This is a genomic window from Kribbella monticola (assembly GCF_003261635.1).
GTDB lineage: Bacteria > Actinomycetota > Actinomycetes > Propionibacteriales > Kribbellaceae > Kribbella > Kribbella monticola.
Genome location: NZ_QFXK01000010.1, coordinates 319,938 through 344,341, shown reverse-complemented (window position 1 = coordinate 344,341; position 24,404 = coordinate 319,938). Strand labels below are relative to the sequence as shown.

The 24,404-nt window shown below is 68.9% G+C and carries 23 protein-coding genes, 1 tRNA gene and 1 riboswitch; of the genes, 3 read left to right on the top strand and 21 right to left on the bottom strand.

What is annotated here, in order from left to right:
- Window positions 1-62: 62 nt before the first annotated feature.
- The 9 genes from DIZ26_RS07590 to uvrA all read right to left on the bottom strand — a co-directional run bounded on the left by DIZ26_RS07590 (window position 63) and on the right by uvrA (window position 12,244).
- Window positions 63-428 (bottom strand): hypothetical protein, encoded by a 366-nt coding sequence (locus tag DIZ26_RS07590; protein ID WP_112238967.1) that lies wholly within the window; start codon window positions 426-428, stop codon window positions 63-65.
- A gap of 30 nt (window positions 429-458) precedes the next feature.
- Window positions 459-932, bottom strand: coding sequence for a hypothetical protein (locus DIZ26_RS07585; RefSeq protein ID WP_112238966.1), 474 nt, complete (start codon window positions 930-932; stop codon window positions 459-461).
- Entirely contained in the window at window positions 932-6,430 is a 5,499-nt protein-coding gene (locus DIZ26_RS07580; protein ID WP_112238965.1) for a toxin glutamine deamidase domain-containing protein, read from the bottom strand. Before DIZ26_RS07580 ends, DIZ26_RS07585 begins: the two co-directional genes overlap by 1 nt.
- Window positions 6,431-6,446: 16 nt before the next feature.
- On the bottom strand, window positions 6,447-6,863 hold the full coding sequence (locus DIZ26_RS07575; protein ID WP_112238964.1) for a DUF6507 family protein: 417 nt from the start codon (window positions 6,861-6,863) through the stop codon (window positions 6,447-6,449).
- A gap of 120 nt (window positions 6,864-6,983) precedes the next feature.
- Window positions 6,984-7,292, bottom strand: a complete 309-nt coding sequence (locus DIZ26_RS07570; RefSeq protein ID WP_112238963.1) for a hypothetical protein — start codon at window positions 7,290-7,292, stop codon at window positions 6,984-6,986.
- 17 nt (window positions 7,293-7,309) lie between these two features.
- Window positions 7,310-7,630 carry a hypothetical protein gene (locus DIZ26_RS07565; protein ID WP_112238962.1) on the bottom strand — a complete coding sequence of 107 codons (321 nt, stop codon included), beginning with the start codon at window positions 7,628-7,630 and terminating at the stop codon, window positions 7,310-7,312.
- Between the two features lie 107 nt (window positions 7,631-7,737).
- On the bottom strand, window positions 7,738-8,064 hold the full coding sequence (locus DIZ26_RS07560; RefSeq protein WP_112238961.1) for a hypothetical protein: 327 nt from the start codon (window positions 8,062-8,064) through the stop codon (window positions 7,738-7,740).
- Between the two features lie 113 nt (window positions 8,065-8,177).
- Complete coding sequence (locus DIZ26_RS07555; protein WP_112238960.1) at window positions 8,178-9,158, bottom strand: serine hydrolase domain-containing protein; 981 nt, start codon at window positions 9,156-9,158, stop codon at window positions 8,178-8,180.
- Entirely contained in the window at window positions 9,155-12,244 is a 3,090-nt protein-coding gene (gene uvrA / locus DIZ26_RS07550; protein WP_112238959.1) for an excinuclease ABC subunit UvrA, read from the bottom strand. Before uvrA ends, DIZ26_RS07555 begins: the two co-directional genes overlap by 4 nt.
- Window positions 12,245-12,425: 181 nt before the next feature.
- On the opposite strand from uvrA, the gene DIZ26_RS07545 reads away from it, so the two are divergent.
- Both DIZ26_RS07545 and DIZ26_RS07540 read left to right on the top strand, forming a co-directional pair.
- On the top strand, window positions 12,426-13,133 hold the full coding sequence (locus DIZ26_RS07545) for a maleylpyruvate isomerase family mycothiol-dependent enzyme (RefSeq protein WP_112238958.1): 708 nt from the start codon (window positions 12,426-12,428) through the stop codon (window positions 13,131-13,133).
- Between the two features lie 22 nt (window positions 13,134-13,155).
- The gene (locus tag DIZ26_RS07540; protein WP_112238957.1) at window positions 13,156-13,815 is read left to right on the top strand and encodes an MBL fold metallo-hydrolase; all 660 of its coding nucleotides are present in this window, start codon (window positions 13,156-13,158) and stop codon (window positions 13,813-13,815) included.
- Between the two features lie 143 nt (window positions 13,816-13,958).
- On the opposite strand, the gene DIZ26_RS07535 is transcribed toward DIZ26_RS07540, so the two are convergent.
- On the bottom strand, window positions 13,959-14,594 hold the full coding sequence (locus DIZ26_RS07535) for a tetratricopeptide repeat protein (RefSeq protein WP_198675966.1): 636 nt from the start codon (window positions 14,592-14,594) through the stop codon (window positions 13,959-13,961).
- Between the two features lie 131 nt (window positions 14,595-14,725).
- Between DIZ26_RS07535 and DIZ26_RS07530 the strand changes: the two genes are divergently transcribed.
- Window positions 14,726-15,265 (top strand): GNAT family N-acetyltransferase, encoded by a 540-nt coding sequence (locus DIZ26_RS07530; protein ID WP_112238956.1) that lies wholly within the window; start codon window positions 14,726-14,728, stop codon window positions 15,263-15,265.
- A gap of 6 nt (window positions 15,266-15,271) precedes the next feature.
- On the opposite strand, the gene DIZ26_RS07525 is transcribed toward DIZ26_RS07530, so the two are convergent.
- The 11 genes from DIZ26_RS07525 to prcA all read right to left on the bottom strand — a co-directional run bounded on the left by DIZ26_RS07525 (window position 15,272) and on the right by prcA (window position 24,382).
- Entirely contained in the window at window positions 15,272-16,204 is a 933-nt protein-coding gene (locus tag DIZ26_RS07525) for a S1C family serine protease (protein WP_112238955.1), read from the bottom strand.
- A 100-nt stretch (window positions 16,205-16,304) separates the two neighbouring features.
- Window positions 16,305-16,377: transfer RNA gene (locus tag DIZ26_RS07520), tRNA-Pro, on the bottom strand.
- 84 nt (window positions 16,378-16,461) lie between these two features.
- Window positions 16,462-17,844 carry a ribosome biogenesis GTPase Der gene (der, locus tag DIZ26_RS07515; protein WP_112238954.1) on the bottom strand — a complete coding sequence of 461 codons (1,383 nt, stop codon included), beginning with the start codon at window positions 17,842-17,844 and terminating at the stop codon, window positions 16,462-16,464.
- Window positions 17,837-18,565 (bottom strand): lysophospholipid acyltransferase family protein, encoded by a 729-nt coding sequence (locus DIZ26_RS07510; RefSeq protein WP_112238953.1) that lies wholly within the window; start codon window positions 18,563-18,565, stop codon window positions 17,837-17,839. Before DIZ26_RS07510 ends, der begins: the two co-directional genes overlap by 8 nt.
- Window positions 18,562-19,251, bottom strand: a complete 690-nt coding sequence (gene cmk, locus DIZ26_RS07505; protein WP_112238952.1) for a (d)CMP kinase — start codon at window positions 19,249-19,251, stop codon at window positions 18,562-18,564. Before cmk ends, DIZ26_RS07510 begins: the two co-directional genes overlap by 4 nt.
- Window positions 19,252-19,261: 10 nt before the next feature.
- The gene (locus DIZ26_RS07500; RefSeq protein WP_112238951.1) at window positions 19,262-20,332 is read right to left on the bottom strand and encodes a prephenate dehydrogenase; all 1,071 of its coding nucleotides are present in this window, start codon (window positions 20,330-20,332) and stop codon (window positions 19,262-19,264) included.
- Window positions 20,329-20,724 carry a chorismate mutase gene (aroH, locus tag DIZ26_RS07495; protein ID WP_232828179.1) on the bottom strand — a complete coding sequence of 132 codons (396 nt, stop codon included), beginning with the start codon at window positions 20,722-20,724 and terminating at the stop codon, window positions 20,329-20,331. Before aroH ends, DIZ26_RS07500 begins: the two co-directional genes overlap by 4 nt.
- Window positions 20,725-20,785: 61 nt before the next feature.
- Window positions 20,786-21,682: a bifunctional 5,10-methylenetetrahydrofolate dehydrogenase/5,10-methenyltetrahydrofolate cyclohydrolase gene (locus tag DIZ26_RS07490; RefSeq protein WP_112238950.1), complete on the bottom strand. Its 897-nt coding sequence runs from the start codon at window positions 21,680-21,682 to the stop codon at window positions 20,786-20,788.
- 28 nt (window positions 21,683-21,710) lie between these two features.
- A riboswitch (ZMP/ZTP riboswitch) is annotated at window positions 21,711-21,802 on the bottom strand.
- 5 nt (window positions 21,803-21,807) lie between these two features.
- A complete protein-coding gene (locus DIZ26_RS07485; protein WP_112238949.1) occupies window positions 21,808-22,578 on the bottom strand; it encodes a class I SAM-dependent methyltransferase in 771 nt (256 codons plus the stop codon).
- Between the two features lie 227 nt (window positions 22,579-22,805).
- Entirely contained in the window at window positions 22,806-23,339 is a 534-nt protein-coding gene (locus tag DIZ26_RS07480; RefSeq protein ID WP_157979637.1) for an NUDIX hydrolase, read from the bottom strand.
- Between the two features lie 143 nt (window positions 23,340-23,482).
- Window positions 23,483-24,382 (bottom strand): proteasome subunit alpha, encoded by a 900-nt coding sequence (gene prcA / locus DIZ26_RS07475; RefSeq protein ID WP_112238947.1) that lies wholly within the window; start codon window positions 24,380-24,382, stop codon window positions 23,483-23,485.
- Window positions 24,383-24,404: the final 22 nt, after the last annotated feature.

The following is a 24,404-nucleotide window of genomic DNA, read 5'->3' as shown; positions in this document are numbered from 1 at the left end:
CGGGCGGCCTTGTGACGGCGGACCGGCGCGACGACCTGGTCGTCATCGTCGCCGGGCAGGACTCAGTCGTCGTCCTCGTCGTCGTCATCCTCGTCGTCGTCATCCTCGTCATCGTCTTCGTCTTCGTCCGGGTCCTCCGGGCGGCGGGTCGCACCCGCTGCCTTCAGGGCCCGGGCCTCGGTCAGCGCGTCCTCGTACGACTGCCAGCCGGGTGACTCGTAGACCATCTCGTCGCTGACCAGGAACGTCTGGTTGGTGAAACCGTCCGCGGAGTTGAAGATCAGCCACTCCTCGTACGGCGTGACCTGGTACCCGGCGAACGTCTCAGCCGTCATCGCCGGTAGTCCGTCGGGCAGGTCCTCGTTGTGGTACTCGGCCAGCCGCGCGTACGCACGGTCCAGCGTCTCCTGGTCGATGCCCTCAGGCATGGCCTGTCCTTTCCTTCGCTGCTCTGGAAGTCACTTGGCCACCCAGTCCTGCCAGCGATCGGCGTGGGGCGCGTCCACCGAGGTGTCGGGGGGAAACTCGTGCACCCCACGACCCGGCAGATAGGCGGCGACCAGCCGGTCCAACGTGTGGCAGAGCAGCAGCGGCACGTCCGGGCGGCCCTCCACCAGCAGGTCGAAGACCAGCCTGGCCTCGTGCTCCTGGGCCGGCCCGCGGCCACCCAGCCAGATGTCGATCTGGACCGGGTAGCCGTCGAACGCCTGAACGTCCTCGGGGTCCGGGTCGACCTCGGAGTACGAGTTGGGCCGTACCTCGAAACCGAGCGTTCCGTCGACCGTCCGAGCCGGGCCGCGCAGACCGAACTCGTCGTCGGCCGCACCCGCCTGGTTCGGGATCGGCTCGAGTTCGAGCATCTCCCGCAGCAGCTTGGCTTCGTCCTCGACCGAGGCCGCGGTCTTCAGGAAGAGGATCTCCCGGTCGGCCATCAGCCCTCCTTCCGATAGGTCACGATGCGTCCGTCGCCGAGGATGATATGGACCTCCGCGGCGACCGCGCCCTTCGGCTGGCCGAGTGCCTTCTTGTACGCCCGCAGGACGTCCTCCTCGGTCAGCCCCGGGATGTTGCGGGTGTCGATCACGACCTCGCCGTTCGGCGGCACCTGGTGGCTGGCGTCGTTGATGTTCCGCTTGACCGCGTTCACCGGGTTGGAGCCCTGCTTCGGCGGGTCGAGCGTCTTGAACTCGGTGATCCGGCCGGCGTCGCCCGGGTCCTTGCGGACCATGCACTCGGGGTTCTTCAACCCCTCGACGGTGTGGTCCTCGAGCCGCCCGTCGAGCCGCCAGCCCTTCTCCTCGGCGAACTTGTCCGCGATCGCGCGCTCCTTGTCCTGGAACGCCCCGTCCGGATCGTGCACCCCGGGCGCGAATTCGTCACCGAGCGCCTTGTGATGGAACCCAGGATCGAACCCGTCCTTCCGGCTCTCCCCGAACGACGGATCCCCAGGCTCCCAATCGGACGCCCCAAAACTGTCACCAGCAGGGTGCGCCCCCAACTGCCCATCCCGCCACGCAACCCGCGGATCAACGGGCCGCTCCGGCGCAGGCGGGTCCACGCGATAGCTCTCTCGCGGGTCCACAGGCCGCTCAGGTGCCCGCTGCTCCACCCGATAGCTCTCCCGCGGGTCCACCGGCCGCTCAGGGTTGAGCCGACTGTCAATCCGGCCGGGATCGTGTGGCGCAGGCGGACCGTCCGGGTGCAGCGCGTTCTCGATCCGATTCGGATCATGCGGACGCGACGCAGGCGGCCCGTCCGGGTGCAGCGCATTCTCGATCCGGTTGGGATTGTGCGGCGCAGGCGGACCATCCGGGTGCAGCGCATTCTCGATCCGGTTCGGATCATGCGGCGCCGGCGGACCATCCGGGTGCAACGCGTTCTCAATCCGATTCGGATCATGCGGACGCGACGCAGGCGGACCATCCGGATGCAGCGCATTCTCGATCCGGTTGGGATCGTGCGGCGCAGGCGGACCATCCGGATGCAACGCATTCTCAATCCGGTTCGGATCGTGCGGTGCTGGGTGCTGGGCGTCCATCGGGTGGGCGTCCTTGGGCGGCGGCAGATCCCGGCGGGTCGACGGGTCCGGTGCGCGATCGTGCGCAGCTGGTACGTCGTGCGTCGGCTGATGCTGCGGATGCGCAGGATCAGCATGCGGATGTGCCGGATCCGCCAACGGGTGCGCAGGATCCGACCGCGGATGCGCCGCATCAGCCTGCGGGTGAGCCGGGTCCTGATGCGGATGCGCAGGATCGGAATGCGGCGACCGCGCCTCCGGCGTACCCGGACCATGCTCCGGATTCAGCCGCCGCCCGATCTCACCCTCACCCGGCACCTTCCCATCCTGATGCGGATGGGATGCCGGCGCGTCCGGCACGTGCTGGGTCGGATGCGGCGTGGCCGGCGTACCCGGACCATGCTCCGGATTCAGTCTCTGACCGATCTCACCTTCACCCGGCACCTTCCCATCCTGATGCGGGTGAGGTGCGGGCGCGTCCGGTGTATGGGTCGGATGCGGCGTGGTCGGCGCGTCCAGGACGTGCTGGGTCGGATGCGGCGTGGTCGGCGCCTCCGGGACGTGCTGGGTCGGCTGATTCGGCGCGTGCTGCGGCACCGGCGGCACCTGCTGGGTGGGCTGGTGTGGCGCAGGGTTGTGCGGCCCCGGCTGGTACGGGTTGTTCGGTACCGGCTGTTGTGGGGTCGGGTTGTGCGGGCCCGGCTGGTACGGGTTGTTCGGTACCGGCTGTTGTGGGGTCGGGTTGTGCGGGCCCGGCTGGTACGGGTTGTTCGGTACCGGCTGTTGTGGGGTCGGGTTGTGCGGGCCCGGCTGGTACGGGTTGTTCGGTACCGGCTGTTGTGGGGTCGGGTTGTGGGGCCCCGGCTGGTACGGGTTGTTCGGGACCGGGTGCTGGGGGGGCGGGGGGTTGTAGGGGCCCGGCTGGTGTGGGGGCGGTGGGGTGTGGGTTGGCATGGGCGGTGGGGTGGCGTTGACCGGGTGGCCGGGGGCCGCCGGAGACGTCCACGTACCGCCGGGCTCGCGTGTCATCACCTCGAGCTCGTCGAACGTCGCCTTGCCGTTGCCGTACTTCGGCGGCCACGGGCCGGTGTGCCCGCTCTGCGCGTCGGCCCAGCGGACCCGGCCCTTGTGGTCGACGTACGCGTTGAACCAGTGCCCACCGCCCGGCGGGATGGTGCCGTCCGGCAGCGGACCCTTGTGCCAAGCGCCGCCGACGATCGCGACCGTGCCCGGCGGCTTGCCCTTCAGGCTGTCCTCGATCTCCTTCAGTGCAGCGTCGGTGTACTCGCGGGAGTTCTTTGCCCCCGGCACCTTGATGGACTCCGGCCGTACGCCGGTGTTCTCGTACATCTCCCGCCGTTCGCCCGGCGGGATCTTGAAGTCACCGTTCGCCAATCGCGGCTCGCGACCCTGCAGCGTGTCGGCGAACGCACGGCTGGAGTCACCGCAGTTGTTGCGGAACGCCGGGTGCTTCGTCTTGAAGAACGGGTTCGCCGACTTGATCCATTTCTTGACGTTGCGGACCGGCGGATCGCCGACGGCCCGCTGGTGCCGATCGGTGAGCGAGCCGTCGTCGTCCCGGTTGTGGTACCGGTTCGGCTCGACCTCGTGCCGCGGCTGCCCGGGCGCACCGGACGGACCCTGCGGCGGGTGATGCGGCATCGGCGGCTGCTGCGGGGCATTCGGCTGATGCGGCGCGTTCGGTTGGTGCGGGGCGTTGGGCTGGTGCGGCGCGTTGGGTTGGTGCGGCGCGTTCGGTTGGTGCGGGGTGGTGCCGCGGGGTTCGTTCGCGTTGGTACGTGGCTCGTTCGGCGAACGGTCCGGGCCGTGGCCGCCGGGTGAGTGCGTGCCTGGCGTGTGCCCTGGTGCGTGCACGCCCGGCATGATCGGCGGTGCCATCGGAGGCGTTTCGGCGCCGCGTGGCGTCGTCGGTGCGTCCGGGGTGTGCGTCATCGGGTCGGGGTCGCGCGGGGTGCGCGGGCTGTCCGGGTTCAGGCGGTCGCCGATCCGGTTCGGGTCGTGCGGCGCAGGCGGACCGTCCGGGTGCAGCCGCGAGTCGATGGTGCCCGGCTCGTGCGGACGCCCAGGACCGTTCGAGTTCAGGCGGTCGCCGATCCGGTTCGGGTCGTGCGGAGCCGGCGGACCGTCCGGGTGCAGCCGCGATTCCACGTGCCCGGGCTGGTGCCCGGCCGGATCATGATGGGCCGCCGGGTGGTCCGGCGTGTGCGTGGTCGGGTGGTCCGGCGTGTGCGTGGTCGGGTGGTCCGGCGTGTGCGTCGTCGGGTGGTCCGGCGTGTGCGTGGTCGGACTGTCCGGCGAGTGCGTCGTCGGGTGGTCCGGCGTGTGCGTGGTCGGACTGTCCGGCGAGTGCGTCGTCGGGTGATCCGGCGTGTGCATGGTCGGACTGTCCGGCGAGTGCGTCGTCGGGTGATCCGGCGTGTGCATGGTCGGACTGTCCGGCGAATGCGTCGTCAGGGAATCCGGCGAGTGCGTCGTCGGGGAATCCGGCGTGTGCGTGGTCGGGCTGTCTGGGGTGTGGGTGCCGGGGGTGGTTTGGCCCTCGGGGTGGGTTGGGGTGGCGGGGTCGTGCGGCTGGGTGGGGCCGTCCGGACCGCCATGCGTGGCGGGAGAATCCGGGTGTCCGGTGGGCGCGTCGCCGTGGGACGACGGGGTGTCGCTGTGCCCGGCAGGAGTGTCCGAGTGGGCGGGGTTGTCCGAGTGCGACGCGGGGGTGTCGGAATGCGCGGGGCTGTCCGAGTGCGAGGCCGGACTGTCGGAGTGCGACGGGGTGTCGCTGTGCGGGGCGTCCGGGTTCGGCGCGTCCGAGTGGGCGGCCGGAGCATCGGAATGCGACGCAGGGCTGTCTGAGTGCGACGCCGGAGCATCCGAGTGGGAAGCAGGGCCGTCCGAGTGCGACACCGGGGCGTCAGAGTGAGGCGCCGGGGAGTCCGAGTGAGACGCCGGGGTGGAGTCGCCTGGGGACGACGGGGTGTGGTCGCCGCCGCCGGTGGTCGAGTGGGGTGTGGATGGGGCGTCCGAGTGGCCGGCGCTCGTCGTACCGGGGCTGCTGTCGCCGTGGTACGCGGGTGTGTGGTCGCCGCCGCCCACCGATACGGGCGTGTGGTCCGGTACGTGCGGGGCGTCGACGCCGACGTGGGCGCTGGGTAGGTCGATGCCGCGGCCGACCTTCGGGATGTCGAGGCCGCCGAGTTTGGCGATTCCGCCGATCACCGGTGCGTTGCCGACCTTGATCACCAGGTCGCTGACCTTCGGCAGTTTCAGCGCGAGGTCGAGCGCCGCCTGGCCCGGCCGGACGAACTTGCCGGTGACGTTGACGGCGATTTCGGCGCCCTTGGCAACCTTCGCCGCCACCGCGCCGTACTTGCCGGCCATCGCCGTGGCGCGCACGGCACCACCGGCGCCACCGGTGCCGACCGTGGTGATCACGTTGAAGCCGACCTGGCCGAGCGCGCGGCCCGGGTCCTCGCCCCACATGTCCCACGCGACCATGCCCTTCAGCACGGTCAGGCCGACGTTGTCCAGGTACGCCGCGGTCTCCGGGAAGGCGAGATGCATGAAGCCGGCCGCGCCCGGGATGGAGTACATCGCCGCGGACGCAAGCGTCAGGCCGACACCCTTCCAGGCCTCGCCGCACTTGTTCCAGTCCGGCAGCTCGTGCCCGAAGATGCTCTTCACACCCATCGAGTTCAGCAGTGGCTGGATCGGGATCAGCGTGGTCAGCGCGTCGAGGGTGCCGAGCAGGCCGTCGACGAAAACGCCCTTCAGGACACCACCGGCGAAGTCGAGCGCGTCCTCGTACCACGGCGCGTCGTACTCCAGCGGCTTACCCCACGGCGGCTCTTTGTCCTCGTCGGCCGGCGGCGGTTCCGGGTCGCCGTCGCGGTGGCCGGTCTTCTCGTCCCACTTGCGGCCGCCGTACAGCGAAGCGATCTTGTTCGCGCAGCGGTTCTCGGCCTCGCTGATGGCCTGCATCGAGTCCGAGATGTCCTTGTGGAGCTGGTTCTCTTCCTTGACCCAGTCCTCGTTGTCGTCGATCTCGTCCTCGGGCGTGTCGCCGACCTTGCGCTTCCACGCCTCGGCCCGGCCCTTGACGCCGTTCAGCTTGGTGACGTTGTCGCGGACCTCGTCGACGAACTTGCGCAGCGCGTCGGCGACCTGGCTGAGCTTCGGACCGAAGTCCTCGCCCTCCTTCTTGACCGGCAGCATCGCGTTCAGCAGCAACGGCTTCTCCGGGCCGTCGACGTAGTGCGCGTCCATCCCGCTGCGGAACTTGGACTCCAGGTCCTGCGCGATCGAGACGATGTTGTTGCCCGTCTTCACCAGGTTGTCGGCGGCGGTGATGACGCCGGCCAGATCACCCTCGAACTTCGGGATACCTTCGACCTTGATCATTGACTGGTCTCCCGTCTCAGACCGCGTGCGGCGGCGGCTTGGGCTGCGAGGCCTTGACTTCCGCCTCGTACGCAGCGGCGGCGGAGTTGATGATCGCCTTCGGGTCGACGTTCTCGGCGAGCTGGATGCCGCGCTGGGCGGCCAGCGCCATCTCCGTCTGCCCGTTCTCGAGCGCGGTGAGGGCGTTCGCCGACCCCTGCAGGACGTCGCTGGTGCGTTTGACCATGCCCGGCAGCGAGTTCTTCCACTTGTCGGCGAACTCGCTGATCGCCTGACCGATCACGCCACCCTTGCCGTTCATCGAGGACTTGGTGGCGGCATCCTGCAACGATTGCCCCAGCGTCGTCCCGATGCCCTCGAAGTCGCCCGCGCGGGTCTGAACCTTTGTCAGAGCATCCATCGCGGCAGCACCTTCGATGCTCCACTTGACCATTCTCGACCTCTCCGACGCCCGCGACGATCGGGCTCAACGATGTGTAGCTGGACAGCACGGGACCGCACCAGCGCGCGCCTGGCGCGCTGGTCGTCCGATCCCGGAACAGGCGGTGGCGGATCAGCCGCCGGTCATACCGCGTACGGCGGTGGATGCCGCGCTGTGCGCGGTCTCGCCGATGCCGTCGAACTGCTGCAGTGTCGAGGCCAGCGACTTGATGATGCTCTGTACCTCGGACGCCGCGGCGTTGAACTTCGCCTCGACCGCGTCGTAGTCGTCCATCACCTTGGTCATGCTGGCGTCGGCGCGCATCGCCTTCACGTTCGCCTTGTGCTGCGACAGCAGCGACTCGATCTGGGCGGACAGGTTCTTGATCTTGGTCTGGGTCTCACCGCTGGCGGTGCTGTCGAACCCGGTACGACCTGACATATCAGCTACTCCCCGTCTCAGCGATTGCCGAATTTGGCGGCGTCGAAGTTCGCCGCGCCTTCTGACTTCTTGGCGGCCTGGGTCATGTCGGTCTCCGCCGTACGGACCGCCTTGTCCATCCCCTGCTGGCCCTGGGCGATCGCGGACATCCCGGCGTTCAGGTCCGCGGCGATCTTGTCCACCCGGCCCTTGAAGGCCATGAACGCGTCGTGGCCACCACCTTGGAGCTTGCCCTCCAGCGGCTCGGCGGCCGCGGCGAGCTGCTTGACCAGACCACCGAGGTCCTGCGTGCCGGTCCCCGTCTTCTTGGCCAGAGTGCTCAGGGTGTCTTTACCCATGTCCCAACGTGTGCCCACAGCTGTCCCTTCGAAGATTTCGTTGCCTGCTCTCGACGTTCCCCACGATAGACGTGGCCGGGGTCGCTCCCGGTTCCCTCCGATCGGCGTCAGGAGGTCTTGGAAACAGGCGCTTTGGGTGTTTCGGCCGGCCGGCCGGACGGCGTACCGCTGGGCAGTGGCGTGACCGGGCCGGAGACCGTCGCACTGGGTGCGACCGGACCGCCAGGACCCTTGCCCCGCTGGCTTTGGATGAACGAGTAGCCGACGCATCCCGCGCAGACGACCGCTGCGATCGCGGCGCTGGCGAAGAGCTTCGTCACCCCTTCGTCCAGCGTGTTGCGCGATCGCGCCGAGCCGAACAGCCAGGCTTCCCGCAGCCGTCGACGGCGGACCGCCACCGACTCGATCAGCTGGGTGTCGTACTGGCGCGCCACAGGTATCCCCTCGGTCCGGAACGAACAACGCGCCTAATCTAAACGGTGGGAGGTTCGCCCCGACCCACCCCCACCGCCACAGCGATCAGTCCGTACTACGGAATCTCGCGAGATCAGTCCGTACTGCGGAATCTCGCGGCCAGCTCGTCGGTGAACGCCAGCCCGCCCTCACCGTTGGTCAAGGCAACTATCGCTTCGCCGGCCGCCGGATCGACGAGCGCCAGATGCTTGAAGCCGGGGTTGTCGCCGTTCTGGTGCAGCACGATCGTGCCGTCCACTCGGGACCAGCATCCCCAGCCGAGCGTGCGAGCACCCGCCGGTACGCCGTACGGGCCGGTCATGAGTGCACGGATCCTGCGCGCGGAGGGCGAATCCCAGCCCCAGAAGGCGGACTCCAGGAAGCGGGCGTAGTCGGGCAGGGTGATGTCGAGCGTGCCGTACGCGCCGAGCCGATCCCGCGGCCGCCTGACCAACGGCCGGCCGTCGGCATCGTGAGCTATCGCATACTCCACGGACCCGTCCGGGCGGGCAGCTCCTGCGGGAGAATCCCCAGACGAACTGCCGCCAGCTCCCGTGGGTGGGTCGACGAACGAACTGCTGGTCATCTCGAAACGGTCGAGTAAGTCCTGCAGTTCCGTCGCGACCTTGTCTGCGCCGCGCGTGTTCTGCAGTGACTTAAGCAGGAGCTGGAAGCCTTCGCCGGAGTACACGACCTGCTCCCCCGGTGTCGCCACCAGCCGGAGTGGTTCTCCGTCGGGACGCCAGTTCGGCAGACCGGTCTGATGGGAGAGCACCAGCGCGGGCGTGATCCGGCCGAGCCTGGGATCCGGCGCGGCGCCGATGGTGGCGTAGTCGATGGCGATCGGCGCGTACAGGTCCAACTCGCCCGAAGCGGCCAACTCCAGCACGTACCACGCGAATAGCGGTTTGGTCAGGGAGGCGGAGTCGAAGACGGCTGCGGAACTCATCGGTCGCCCGGCGGCGGCCAAGCCGAAGTACAGCTCGGTTTGCAGCACGCCACCGGTCAGGATCGCCACGGCCGCGCCGGGCGCTCCTGACCGATGCCAGGACTTCTCGAGCCAGTCGACGTCTATCCGGCGGCCCGCCTCGCCGCGACCTTCTTTGCCGGCGCCTTCTTGGCAGCCGCCTTGCCCGCGGTCGACTTCGCCGCAGTCGTCTTGCCCGCCGTTGTCTTTCCCGCAGTCGTCTTAGCCGCTGAGGCCGTCGTGGCGGTTTTCTTGGCGGCAGCTTTCTTGACCGCGGTCGACTTCTTCACCCCAGTGGCGGACGCGGTGATCGCAGCGGCCGTTGCCTTCTTCGCACTCGGCTTGGCAGCGCGACCGTGCAGGATCTCGGCCAGGAACTGCCCCGTGTACGACGCGGGGTTGGCCGCGACCTCCTCGGGGGTGCCCTCGGCAACCAGCGTGCCACCGCGGCGACCGCCGTCCGGGCCGAGGTCGATGATCCAGTCGGCGGTCTTGATCACGTCGAGGTTGTGCTCGATCACGAGCACCGAGTTGCCCTTGTCCACCAGGCTGCCGAGCACGCCCAGCAGCTTGCGGATGTCCTCGAAGTGCAGACCGGTGGTCGGCTCGTCCAGCACGTACACGGTCCGGCCGGTCGACCGCTTCTGCAGCTCCGACGCCAACTTGACCCGCTGCGCCTCACCACCGGACAGCGTCGGCGCCGGCTGACCGAGCCGGACGTAGCCGAGACCGACCTCGTTCAGCGTGGTGAGGTGCCGGGCGATTGCCGGGATCGCGGCGAAGAAGTCCGCCGCCTCCTCGATCGGCATGTCCAGGATGTCCGCCACCGTCTTGCCCTTGTAGTGGACCTCGAGCGTCTCCCGGTTGTACCGCGCGCCGTGGCAGACCTCGCACGGCACGTAGACGTCCGGCAGGAAGTTCATCTCGATCTTCAGCGTGCCGTCGCCGGAGCAGGCCTCGCAACGGCCGCCCTTCACGTTGAACGAGAACCGCCCCTGCTGGTAGCCGCGGACCTTCGCCTCGGGCGTCTCCGCGAACAGCTTGCGGACGTGGTCCCACACCCCGGTGTACGTCGCCGGGTTGGACCGCGGCGTCCGGCCGATCGGCGACTGGTCGACGTGGATCACCTTGTCGACGTGCTCCATCCCGGAGATCTTCGTGTGCCGTCCCGGGATGGTCCGCGCACCGTAGATCTGGCGTGCCAGCGACGTGTAGAGGATGTCGTTCACCAGCGTCGACTTGCCCGAGCCCGAGACACCGGTGACCGCGACGAAGACGCCGAGCGGGATCGTCACGTCGATGTCCTGCAGGTTGTGCTCGCGCGCGCCGTACACGGTGAGCTCGCGGCCCTCGGTGAGCGGTCGGCGTACCGCCGGGATCGGGATCTCCTTGCGACCCGAGATGTAGGCGCCGGTGATCGAGTCCGGATGGTTGCGCAGGTCCTCGACCGTGCCGGAGACGACGACCTGGCCACCGTGCTCGCCCGCGCCGGGGCCGATGTCGACCACCCAGTCGGCGTGGTCGATGGTGTCCTCGTCGTGCTCGACCACGATCAGCGTGTTGCCGAGGTCCTTCAGCCGGACCAGCGTGTCGATCAGCCGCCGGTTGTCGCGCTGGTGCAGACCGATCGACGGCTCGTCCAGCACGTACAGCACGCCGACCAGGCCGGAACCGATCTGCGTCGCGAGGCGGATCCGCTGTGCCTCACCGCCGGACAGCGAGCCGGCCGGCCGGTTCAGCGCGAGGTAGTCCAGACCGACGTCGAGCAGGAACTGCAGCCGCTCGCCGATCTCCTTGACCACCCGCTCCGCGATCTGCTTCTCCCGCGGCGACAGCTCCATGTCGGCGAGGAACGCGTGCACCTCGTCGATCGACATCGCGCCGATCTCGGCGATGTTCTTGCCGCCCATCGTGACCGCGAGCGAGATCGGCTTCAGCCGGGCGCCGTTGCAGGCCAGGCAGGGCACCTCACGCATGTAGCCCTCGAAGCGGTCCCGGCTGGTGTCGCTGGACGCCTCGGCGTGCCGGCGCTCGACGTACGGGATGACGCCTTCGAAGGTGGTGTAGTACGACCTTTCGCGGCCGTAGCGGTTCTTGTACGACACGTGGACCTGGCGGTCGTGGCCGGTCAGCAGCGACTTCTTCGCCTTCGCGGGCAGCTCGCCGAACGGCGTACTGGTCTTGATCTTGAGATCCTTGGCCAGCGCGCCCAGCAGACGTTCGAAGTACTGCGAGACGTTCGCTCCGGCCCAGGGCTGGATCGCGCCCTCGTCGAGGGACTTCGACGGGTCCGGGACGAGCAGCTCCGGGTCGACCTCCATCCGGGTGCCGAGGCCCGAGCAGACCGGGCAGGCGCCGTACGGCGAGTTGAACGAGAACGACCGTGGCTCCAGCTCGTCGATGGCGAGCGGGTGATCGTTCGGGCAGGCGAGCTTCTCGGAGAACCGGCGCTCGCGCAGCGGGTCCTTCTCGTCGAGGTCGACGAAGTCGAGCGTGACGATGCCGCCGGACAGGCCGAGCGCGGTCTCGACCGAGTCGGTCAGCCGCTGCTTCGCCGAGCCCTTCACCGCGAGCCGGTCGACCACCACGTCGATGGTGTGCTTCTTCTGCTTGTCCAGCTTCGGCGGCTCGGTGAGCTGGATCGTCTCGCCGTCCACCCGGGCCCGGCTGAAACCCTGGCCGGTCAGCTGCCGGAAGAGGTCGAGATACTCCCCCTTGCGGCCGCGGATCACCGGCGCGAGCACCTGGAACCGGGTGCCCTCGTCCAGGTCGAGGACCCGGTCGACGATCTGCTGCGGGGTCTGCTTGGCGATCGGCTCGCCGCACTCGGGGCAGTGCGGCCGGCCGGCCCGGGCGAACAGCAGCCGCAGGTAGTCGTAGACCTCGGTGATCGTGCCGACGGTCGAGCGGGGGTTCTTCGAGGTGGACTTCTGGTCGATCGAGACGGCCGGTGACAGGCCCTCGATGAAGTCGACGTCCGGTTTGTCCATCTGCCCGAGGAACTGCCGGGCATACGCCGAGAGCGACTCGACGTAGCGCCGCTGGCCCTCGGCGAAGATGGTGTCGAAGGCCAGGCTGGACTTGCCGGACCCGGACAGCCCGGTGAAGACGATCATGGCGTCGCGCGGCAGGTCGAGCGAGACGTCCTTCAGGTTGTGCTCACGCGCTCCACGCACGATCAGACGGTCAGACACAAGCTCACTCTCAGCCGTTCTCGAGGGTTTCTGGGGCGGACCCGTGGCCTCGCCGAGGCTCCGGTACCCACTCCTGGGACATGCCCGGTCATGCTAACGAGGCCCACCGACAAAAACTTCCTTCGGCGATCCGGACCGGATCCACGGCCTCTTTCGAAAGCATATTCGATACTCTCAGGCCATGGTCGCATCGGAGCAAACGAGCCGGCTGCTGGCGGAGTTACCGTCCGCCGACCGGCGCCTGCTGGACTCGCTCGCCCGGCTCACGGATGCCGACATCGGCCGCCCCTCGCTGCTGCCCGGCTGGACGATCGGGCACGTGCTGACCCACCTCGCCCGCAACGCCGACGCGCTCGTGAACTTGTGCGACTGGGCCCAAACCGGCGTCCGCAAGCCGATGTACGTGTCGCGCGAAGCCCGCGAAGCCGACATCGCCGAGGGGAAGGCGCGGCCGCTCACGGAACAGATCGACGATCTGGTGGCCGCGGAGGCGCGGCTCCGGGAGCGGTTCGAGGATCTGCCCGAGGTGGCGTGGCTCACAGAAGTCTCCTGGCCGAGCGGAGTCGTCCGTACTGCGGACCAGATCGTCGTGGCGCGTCTGAACGAGGTGGAGGTTCATCATGTCGACCTGGGGCTCGGGTACACCTTCGACGACGTGCCGGCTGAGCTGCGCGAGGTGCTGCTCACTTACGTGACGGCGCGCTGGCCGGACGACGTACTGGTCGTACTGCGTAGCTCCGACAGCGAGTGGACGTCGCCCGAGCGGCCGGCTGGTGCAAGGATCGTCAGTGGCGACACTGCGGCTCTGCTGAGCTGGGTGCTCGGCCGCGACGACGGGAGCACGCTCTCGGCGGACGGTGAGCTTCCCGGCGTACCGGCGTGGGGCTGAGAGGACTGACATGGGAGAACACATGACGGAGTACCACGGCAATGTCCACGTCGGTGGGCCGGTGCAGACGCACGAACTGGCCAAGCTGATGATCACCAAGGTCGCCGTGGGGCCGATGGACAACAACGCGTACCTGCTGCGCTGCCGGCAGACCGACGAGCAGGTGCTGATCGACGCCGCCAACGATGCCGAGACACTGCTGAGCGTGATCGGTTCCGGCGGTATCACCCGCGTCATCACCACCCACCAGCACGGCGATCACTGGCAGGCGCTGGCCGAGGTGGTCGCCAAGACGGGTGCGACGACGGTCGCCGGCCGCGAGGACGCGGACGGCATCCCGGTCCCGACCGACGAGGCCGTCGGCGACGGCGACGTGATCAAGTTCGGTGAGCTGGGTCTCGAGGTGATCCACCTCGTCGGGCACACCCCGGGTTCGATCGCCCTGCTGTACGACGACCCGACCGGCGCGCCGCACCTGTTCACCGGCGACTCGCTGTTCCCCGGCGGCGTCGGCAACACCCGCGGCAACAAGAAGAACTTCGAGTCGCTCATTCACGACGTCGAGACCAAGCTCTTCGACCGGCTCCCCGACGAGACCTGGGTCTACCCCGGCCACGGCGCCGACACCACCCTCGGCACCGAACGCCCCCACCTCCCCGAATGGCGAGCGCGCGGCTGGTGATCCCGGTACGCCGTACGCCCGGCCCGCGCATCTCGTACTCCGTGCGCTTCGCCTGAGGCGGCTACGGAGGTGACCCCGGGCCCGGCGAGCTCAGGTCAAGCCGGGCTCAGAGGTGGCGGCGGGGCTCAGCAGGACGCCGGGTCTCAGAGGTGGCGGCGGGCTTCGGTTAGTTGGGTGAGGATGTTGGTGGCGCCGGCGGACTCGGCGAGGGCGGTGGCTTCGTCGGCGAGGAGGTGGGCGTCGGCGGTGCGGCCTTGGGCGGCCGCGAGGTAGATGAGGCCGACCAGGTTGGCGGCGACGCCGGCGTGGAAGCCTAGGCCGCGGCGGAGGGTGGTGGACTCCTCGAGCAAGGTGCGGGCAGTGTCGAGTTGGCCGACTTGCTGGGCGGCGATACCCAGGTGGCGGAGGGCGTAGGACAAGGTCAGCTTGTCGTCTACTCCGCGCGCGAGTTCGGCGGATCGTTCCAGGGCCTCGACGGCTCCGTCGGCATCCTTCCAGACGACCTGGTAGAAGCAGCCGATCCAGAACAGCGCCTCGGCCTCACCACGCTGGTCGCCCAGCTTGCGGTACAGCTCGGCCGCCCGCTGGAACAACGGCAGCTCGGCCGGATCTTCCTTGTCGCAGGCAACGAATCGCCCGTGCAGCACCCGGCCGCGCGCGAGCGCGAGGTCCGCCTCGACGGCATCCAGTTCCGCGTCGGCCTGCGCGAGAACACCTTCTGCGCCGTTGAAGATGGCTTGTTCGTAAAGCTCCCGGGCCCGCACCACCCGCTCGTCCACACTGCCTCCTTCGCGGCTCTCGTCCCGGCGATCCTAGGTCGACCCGGTAACCAACTAGCCGGTCGACAGCGGAGGCGCCTCGTCGATTTGTTCTGTCTCTTACTTGTCCACCGCGATCTAGGCTGCTGCGCATGAAGGGTTTCGCTGACTACCGGCCGGACGAATCGCGGCGGCCCGCTGATACCGCGATCTCGATCCGGGGAGCGCTCTCCGACGATCTCGAGGCGTGTGCGCGACTGATCGTCACTCGCACCGGCGGCAGCGTTTCCGATCGCAGAGAGCGGTTGCTGAGCGATCTCGAGAATCCCGATCGGTACGTCGCTGTGGCGTGCGCGGGCGAGGAGGTCATCGGGTACGGCGGGGTTGTCCGGCACCAGCTGGTGCCCGGGATGCCGGCCGACACCGCGCCGTCGGGGTACTACCTGATCGGGCTGATCGTCGCACCGGCCTGGCGTCGGCACGGGATCGGCGAACTGCTCACCGCCGACCGGTTGCGGTGGACAGCCGAACGCGCCGACGAGGTCTACACCTTCGTGAACCTCGGGAACGCGGCCATCCTCGACCTCCACCAGAGGTTCAGGTTCGAGGAGGTCACTCGCGACTTCAGCTTCCCCAACGCTCCCCTTGAGCCTGGCACTTGCGCACTACTGAGAGCGAGGCTGAACGGTTAGACCCGATCATCGGTCGGTCAGCTCGGCAGGGGCGGCGACGACGTCTACCAGCGCGCCGTTGCGGATGGCGGTGATCTCCGTACGCCGGCCGATCGCGTCGGCGAAGAGCTGACGTTGGAGCGACTGAGCATCTCGTAGAGGTGTGCCGTCGACGGCCAGGACCAGGTCGCCCTCGCGCAAACCGGCGGCGGCCGCCGGGCTCCCGGAGATCACCTCGACGACTCTCAGCGCGGTCCGCTGACCGAAGCGCTCTACCAGCTGCGGCCGCAGCGGAGCGGGTTTCGTCACCAAGCCCAGGTAGGCGCGGCGGACGCGGCCGTCGTGCAGGAGCGCGTAGATGATCCGCCGCGAGGTAGGGTTCATCGGTACGGCGAGGCCGAGGCCGATCCCGGCGACCGCGGTGTTGATGCCGATCACGCGACCGTTGCCATCGGCAAGCGCTCCGCCGGAGTTGCCCGGGTTCAGCGCGGCGTCGGTCTGGATCACGTCCTCGATGATCCGCTGCGCTGAACCCGATCGCACCGGCAGAGAACGCCCGAGAGCGCTCACCACGCCCGCCGTCACGCTCCCGGCCAGTCCCAGTGGGTTGCCCACGGCAACTACCAGGTTGCCGACCTTGAGCCCGTCCGCGTCGCCGTACTCCGGCGGGTCCGGGATCTCGCGGTCGGCCCGCAGTACCGCCAGGTCGGAGAGCCGGTCCACGCCGATCACGGCCGCCTGCGCCGTCGTACCGTCGGCGAACTCGGCGGTGGCGCTGTCGCCGTCGCCGACCACGTGGGCGTTGGTGAGCAGGTGCCCGTCGCCGGTCAGCACGACCGCGGATCCGGACGAGTCACCGCGCCGGCCTTGCACCCGCAGGCTGGCCACCCGTGGGATCAGCTGTTCGGCCACTCCCGAGACCACCCGGGAGTAGGCATCCAGTACGTCGTCTTCCGCCATCTCGCGCCTCCTGATTACATCATTACAGCGCAATCAAGCGGCGGCCGATACAGCCCTGGACACGACAAAGGGGCACCGATCGAAATCGGTGCCCCTGACGTCGGGCTGGCGAGACTTGAACTCGCGATCTCCAGTCCCCCAGACTGGCGCCTTACCAACTAGGCCACAGCCCGAATGCTCACTCCCGAAGCAGCGAGCGGGTAAACCTTACCCCATCCCTAAGGGTGGTTTTTACCAGGTCCGCACGGTCCGGTGGGTCAGTTCTTCGGCTTCTTCACCCGCGGCCGGATCTGGACATGGACCGGGCTGCCGACGAAGCCGAAGTCCTCGCGCAGACGGCGTTCGATGAAGCGCTGGTACGACGGCTCGAAGGCGCCCGAGGTGAAGATCGCGAAGGTCGGCGGCATCGTGGTGGCCTGGGTCCCGAACAGGATCTTCGGCTGTTTGCCGGAGCGGACCGGGTGCGGGTGCGCCGCCACCAGCCGGCCGAGGAACGCGTTCAGCTGGCCGGTCGGGACGCGGGTCTGCCAGCCGTCCAGCGCCGCTTCGATGGCCGGCACCAGCTTCTCCATGTGCCGGCCGGTCATCGCGGAGATGTTCACCCGCGGCGCCCAGCGGAACTGGACCAGGTCCCGGTCGATCTCCTTCTCCAGGTAGTACCGGCGGTCCTCGTCGACCAGGTCCCACTTGTTGTAGGCGATGACGAGCGCCTTGCCCATCTCCTCGACCGTGTTCATGATCCGCAGGTCCTGCTCGGTCATCGGTTCGGACGCGTCGATCACGACGACGACGACCTCGGCCCGCTCGATCGCGCTGTTGGTGCGCAGGCTGGCGTAGTACTCGTGGCCCTGGACGTTCTTCACCTTGCGCCGGATGCCGGCGGTGTCGATGAAACGCCAGTGTTTGTTGCCGAGGACAATCAGTTCGTCGACCGGGTCGACCGTCGTACCGGAGACGTCGCTGACGACGACCCGGTCCTCCTTGGCGACCTTGTTCAGCAGCGAGGACTTGCCCACGTTCGGCTTGCCGACGATCGCCACCCGGCGCGGTCCGCCGACCTCGGGGTCGCGCTCGGCCGGCGCGTCCGGCAACGCGGCCAGGACGGCGTCGAGCATGTCACCGGTCCCCCGGCCGTGCATCGCCGAGATCGGGAACGGCTCACCGATGCCGAGGCTCCACAGGTTCATCGCCTCGGCCTCGACGCGCTGGTCGTCGACCTTGTTCGCCGCCAGGACGACCGGCTTGCCGGACTTGCGCAGCACCCGCACGACGGCCTCGTCGGAGTCGGTGATGCCGACGGTCGCGTCCACGACGAACAGCACGGCGTCCGCGAGGCTGATCGCGATCTCGGCCTGTGCGGCGACCAGCGCCGCGAAACCGACCGCGTCCGGGTCCCAGCCACCGGTGTCGACGAGCGTGAAGCCGCGGCCGGCCCAGTTGGCGTCGTACGAGACGCGGTCCCGGGTGACGCCCGGAGTGTCCTCGACCACGGCCTCGCGGCGGCCGATGATCCGGTTCACCAGCGTCGACTTGCCGACGTTCGGCCGGCCGACGATCGCCACGACCGGCAGCGGGCCGGTGTCGTCGCGGTCGTGGCTCGGCTCCGCGTCGAACTCGTAGCCGGTGGGCAGGTCACTCATCAGGATCCTTCTGGTCTGGCACGCCCGGAAGCGGGTTGCCGGTGGCTGCGACGGCCGCCTGCACATGGGCCCGCAGCACGTCGCCGATCTGGTCGGCAATCACGCGTAAATCCGAGTGCCTCCTCGGAAATGGTACGCGCTCGACGGTGAAAGGTTCGCCATACACCACATCCAGCCTCGTCCCACGGGGTGGAAAGCGCTCCACGTCACCGCCGGGCTGCCTGGTCCCGAGCAGTGCGACCGGCAGGATCGGCGTACCGGTGACGGCGGCCAGATAGGCCACTCCGGTCCGGATCCGGCGGAAGTCCCCTGGTCCGCGCCTGCCCTCCGGATAGATGGTCAGCACCCGGCCCGCACGCAGTACCTGGATCGCCCGGCGGACGGCCAGTACGTCGTACGCCGACCGGTCGATCGGGATCTGGCCGACCCGGACCAGCATCTTGCCCTGCAGTCCGGTGAAGGCCTCGATCTTGCCGAGTTGGTGCACCATCCGGGGCGCGATCGCACCCAGCAGCGGGCCGTCGAGGAGCCCCAGGTGGTTCGGGGCCATCAGGACCGGGCCGGTGCGCGGGAACAGGTCCTCGTGGTGCACGGTCAGGTCGTAGCGCCGACGGAAGTACTGGCGGACCACCAGGCGCAGCGGCACGCCGAGCCGGTACGGCAGCGGGGCCAGGTCGTCGGTCCGGGGCAGCTCCCGGTGCCCGGTGAGTTCGGCGGTCATGACTCCCGGTCGCGAGGGGCGGCCTCGGCCTCCTTCGCCAGGCGGCAGATCACGTCGATGACCTCCTCCAGAGACAGATGAGTGGAATCGACCGTGACGGCGCCGTCGGACGCCACCAGGAACTGGGCCACGGTCGAGTCGTCGGCGTCGCGGCGGACGATCTGGTCGCGAAGCTGCTCCGCCGAGACCGCTCCCTCGGCGAGTTCCGCCTTGCGCCGGGCCATCCGGGCCTCCTGGTCGGCGGTCAGCACGACCTTCAGCTCGGCCTCCGGCGCGACCACGGTGGCGATGTCCCGGCCCTCGACGACGATGCCGCCGGTCTGCTGGGCAGCGGCGATGATCGCCTGCTGACGCCTGATCAGCTCGGCCCGGACCGCCAGGTTGGTGGCGGCCACCTTGCTCACGCTCTCGCTGATCCGCGGATCACGGATGGCTTCGGTGATATCGGTCCCGTCGGCGCCGACGGTCTGGTGCTGCGGGTCCGTCGAGATCGCGAGCTGGAGGTCGCGGGCGCGCGCGGCGGCCGTCTCGGTGTCCGCCGGATCGATCCCGTGCTCCAGCACCGACCAGGTGACGGCGCGGTACATCGCACCGGTGTCGAGATATTGCAGGCCCAACCTGGTGGCGACCCCACGGGCCGTGCTCGATTTACCGGAACCGCTCGGGCCGTCGACAGCGATGATCATGGCCCAGAGGTTACCGGTGTACGGCCCAGCCTCGCTCGGTCAGTACCCGGACCAGCTGGTCGACCGAGTCCGGCTTCACGTCCAGCTCGACCTCACCGACCGGACGGCCGGGGCTGTGGTCGATCCGCAGGTCCTCGACGTTCGCGCCCGAAGCGGCCGCATCGTTGAACAACCGGGCCAGCTGACCGGGCCGGTCGGGGATCGTGACGAGTACGGCGACGAGCTCGATGTGCGGGGCGCCGTGCTTGCCCGGCACGCGGACCGCGCCGGACACACCCCGGTTCAGTACGGCGGTGACCTCGTCCGCGGCTTCTTCCTTGCCCAAGGCAATGAGTAGCCGGTCCAGCTCGTCCCGGATGCCTTCCAGCAGGCCACTCAGGGCCGGCGAGTTGGCCGAGACGATCTGTGTCCACAGTCCGGGATCGCTGGCCGCGATACGGGTGACGTCGCGAACGCCCTGGCCGGACAGCTCCAGATGCGCCGCCGGGGCGTCGACCAGCGTGCCTGCCGCGAGCGACGACATCAGCTGCGGCAGGTGCGAGACGCGGGCCACCGCGAGATCGTGGTCCTCGACGGACAGCTCGACCGTGCGCGCACCGGCCGCCTCCGCGAGCCGACGTACCAGCTCGACGGCGTCCGGGGCGCTGGTCTCGTGCGGGGTGACCGCCCAGGTCGCGCCGTCGAAGAGATCGGCGCGGCCGGCGAGCGGGCCGTTGCGCTCGGACCCCGCCATCGGGTGGCTGCCGACGTACCGGGTCAGGTCCTCGGCCGAACTGAGTGTGCGAGCCTCGGCCAAAGGTTTCGACTTCACGCTGGCCGCGTCGGTGACGATCGCGTCGGTCTGCTTGAGCTGCTCGGCGACGACTGCGCCGACGTGGTCAGGCGGTACGGCGACGACCACGAGCTGCGGCTCGAGCTGCACCAGCCGCGAGCCGGCACCGATCCGCTCGGCCATCAGCGCGTTGTCGGGATCGGCGTCCACCAGCTCCACGACGACACCGAGCCGCGCGAGCGCGAGGCCGATCGACGTACCGATCAGTCCGGTGCCGACGATCCGGACCGGTCCGCGCAGCTCGGTCACTGGGCACCCGTGAGGTCGGGACGCAGGCTGGTGGCGCCGTGCAGGTAGACGTGCTGGATCTTCTCCCGCGACCGCGGCGACTCGGCGTGCACCATCATCCGGACCACCCGCGGCAGCGCGTGCGGCACGTCGATCTCCTGCATGCACATCAGCGGTACGTCGGTCAGCCCGATCTGCCGGCCGGCCACCGCGGGGAACTCCGAGTGCAGGTCGGGCGTGACCGTGAAGAGGATGCTGATCAGGTCCTCGGACTCCAGATCGTTCGCCTCCAGCACTGCCCGGACCAGCTCGGCGGACCGCTCGAGCAAGTGCTCGCGCTCATCCTTCTCGAGCTGGGTGGCTCCCCGGATCGCCCGTACCGCCACAGTGCCTGCCTCCTCGTTCGCGGCCATTTGCCGACAACAACCCTAGCCAGTTCCCCGCGCGGGTGCCCGGTCGTCTCGCATTCTGCCCCTACCGCAGCCGTTCGGCGGCGTCGACAGTCTGCTCGAGCAGGAGTGAGATCGTCATCGGGCCGACGCCGCCCGGTACGGGGGTGATCAGGCTGGCCACCTGGGCTGCCTCCTCGAAGTGGACGTCGCCGACGTTGCCTTCGTTGTATCCGGCATCGATCACGACCGCGCCCGGCTTCAGCCAGTCGCCCCGGACGAAGTTCGCCTTGCCTACCGCCGCTACAACGATGTCTGCCGTGCGCACGATGTCCGCGAGATCGCGGGTCCTGGAGTGCGTGTAGGTGACGGTCGCGTTGGATGCCAGCAGCAACATTCCGACCGGCTTGCCGAGGATCGGGCTGCGGCCGATGACGACGGCGTGCGCGCCTTCCAGCGGTACGTCGTACGCCTCGAGCAGGCGCAGGATGCCGCCCGGCGTACAAGACCGGAAGCCCGGTTCGCCGAAGGCCATCGCCGCGAACGCGTGCATGGTGACGCCGTCGACGTCCTTGGCCGGGGCGATCGCCTCGAACGCGGCCCGCTCGTCGATCTGCGCCGGCACCGGGTGCTGGAGCAGGATCCCGTGCACCTCAGGGTCTTCGGAGAGCTTGGTCAGCTCGGCGACGAGTTCCTCGGTCGTGGTCTCGGCGGGCAGCACGACGCTCCGCGAGCCGATGCCGGCCTTCTTGCTGCGGTTCTGCTTCATCCGGACGTAGGTGGCCGAGGCCGGGTCGTCGCCGACCAGCACGGTCGCGAGGCAAGGCTGTACGCCGGTCTCGTCCTGCAACTTCTTGGCCCGCTCGGCCGCCTTGGCCACCATGTCGGCGGCGAGGTCGGTGCCGATCATCAGCCGGGCAGTGGCTCCGGTCGAGTGGCCGGTGGTTCCGGTCGGCTGGGTGGTGGTTCCGGTCGAGGTCATGCGCGCTCCTTCGGGCGTCGACGAACAGGTCGGTTGCCCAGGCGCGCGGCTTCAGGTCGGCGAGGCCGACGGACCGTTCCCCGGTGGTCTTCCACCTCAACGCCAGTAGCGGTCCGCGACCGAGTTTACCGGTCCTCCCCCGGAGTCGCCGCCGCTGCGCGACCGATGTCAGCCTTGGCAGCCCGGAACACCAGCAATCGCGAGGTTTCAGTCACTGGCTCGCCACGCCAGCCACCGTGTACTTCGATTTCGCCGAAGCCGGCCTGATCGAGAGCGGTGGTGAGTTGGTCGGTGGTCCGGTAATGGAGGATGTTCGTGAACACGGCGTCGCGACCGTCGTCGAAGACGTTGTGCGCGTCGAACACCACCCGGCCGTGATCGACCTCGGTGACCTCGATCCACTCCCGCAGATGACCGGCCGGCGTGTCACGTTCGCCGTACGTCGCTTCGCGGATCCACTGCTCCCAAGCGCGCGTGGTGGGGTTGCGACTCTCGAAGCTGATGACGCCACCTGGCTTGAGGGCTCCATGGAGGGCTCTCAGGGCGGCGGGGAGATCGCTCACGTACATCATCGTGTTGCCGCTGCTCAGCACCAGATCGGCGTCGCCGGACTGCTCGACCACGGTCAGATCACCGTCGATCCAGGTGACGCTGTCCGCACCGGGTTGTCTGCGGGCGTAGTCGAGCATCGTCTTGCTCGGGTCGATGCCGATGACGTCGCGACCGGCCTTCGCCAAGGTGCGAGTCAGCAGGCCCGTGCCGCAGCCGAAGTCGACGATCTTGCTCGCGTCGAGTTCGTCGGCGAGGGCGCGAAAGTAGTCGTGGTCGATGCCGGACGGATTGTCCAGGTCGTACAACTCCACCAGCCGCTCATCTCCGAACGGGTCCTCAGTCACCCACGCACGCTAGAGCGCGCTCACACGATCACACAACGCAATTACGTCCAGGGTCCTCGCGGCTGGTCCAGACGACCCAGTGCGGCGGGCGGCCCAGAGCAGCCGCTGCGGTTCAGAACGACGCCGTACGCCGGGCGGCCCAGAGCGGCCGCTGTGGTTCAGAACGACGCTGTACGCCGGGCGGCCCAGAGCAGCCTGGCCCACTGCGACGTAGTACGCCCGGTGGCTCAGAGGAGGTCGGCGTGGTCGAGGGCGATGTAGGCGGCGTCGGTGCCGGTCATTTGGCCGGGGGTGCGGAGTTCGGCGCGGAACTCTTCGACGGTGAGCTCCACGGGGACGCAGTCCTCGGTCTCGTCGAGATGCTGTTGGCCGTCGGGACGGCAGCCGCGGGCGATCGCCACGTACTTGCGGAAGACCGATGACGAGGCTGCCCAGATCCAGCCGACGACCTCGATGGACTCGCAGGTGTAGCCCGTCTCTTCTTCCAGCTCGCGGCGACCGCCGTCGGCCGGTTCCTCGCCCGGGTCCACCAGACCGCCGGGCAGGTTGGTGACGACCTGATCGGGTCCGGCGCGGAACATCCGGACCGTGACGATCCGGCCCTCCGGCGTCAGCGGCAGCACGGTCACACCCGAACTGAACCCGGCATCGAGCTCCGGACCGAACACGTCCCAGTCCACTTCCCGGCCGTCCGGCAGGCGATACCGCCGGCGCTTGACGGTGAGAAACCCGTCGTATCCCGGCTTCTCCTCCAGCAACACCCACGGCTCAGGATCGGCAGCACGCGGGACCGACGAACCAACTCCCCCGGCAAGATCAGCAGCAGCCGCTGGGGAGGTTGGTTTCGCGGGATGAGCAGGGCCCGCCGGGGAGGTTGGTCGCCCGGCGGGTGTCGGGTCTGCTGTCACAGCGGGTTGCTGGTGTCCGGGTCCTCCGGCGGGGCGACTGGGGTGTCGTCCTCGACCGGCGGAGCGACCGGGGCGTCGTCAGCGGCGTCCGTGGACGAATCCGGTGTGGCGTCACCGCTTTCGTAGTTGCCGCCGTTGACCGACTCGGCCGCGGGCTCGGTGTGGGTGCCGGCGTCCGTCGTCGGCGAGGACTCCGGCCTCGACTCGGACAGGATCCGGGCCAGCGTCTCCTCCGAGATCCGCTTGAACTTGCGCATCTGGCTCCTGGTCCGGTCCAGGACCGCGACCTCGAGCTGATCCGGCTCGAGCTGCCGGACCTCGGTGCCGTCGTGGCCGAGGGCGTCGACCGCGAGGCGGAGCGCCCCGGCCAGCGAGATGCCCTCCGCATAGTGCTCGCCGATGTAGTCGGCGACCTGCTCGGCCGGACCACCCATCACGGCGTACCCACGCACGTCGGCGATCGAGCCGTCGTAGGTGAGCCGGTAGATCTGGTCCTGGGCGGTGTTGTTGCCGATCTCGGCGACCAGGATCTCCACCTCGAGCGGCTTCTCGCCACCGGAGGAGAAGATCGCACCGAGCGTCTGCGCGTAGGCGTTGGCCAGCGCCCGGCCGGTCACGTCGCGCCGGTCGTAGGAGTACCCACGCATGTCGGCCAGCCGCACGCCGGCGATCCGCAGGTTCTCGAACTCGTTGTACCGCCCGACGGCGGCGAACGCCATCCGGTCGTAGATCTCGGCCACCTTGTGCAGGGCTGGTGACCTGTTCTCCGCCACGAACAGGATGCCGTCGGCGTACTGCAGTGCGATCGCGCTGCGGCCCTTGGCGATGCCCTTCCGGGCGAAGTCCGCCCGGTCCCGCATCAACTGTTCGGGAGAGACGTAGAACGGAACGCTCATGGAAATCCTTGTCTTCGAAGCG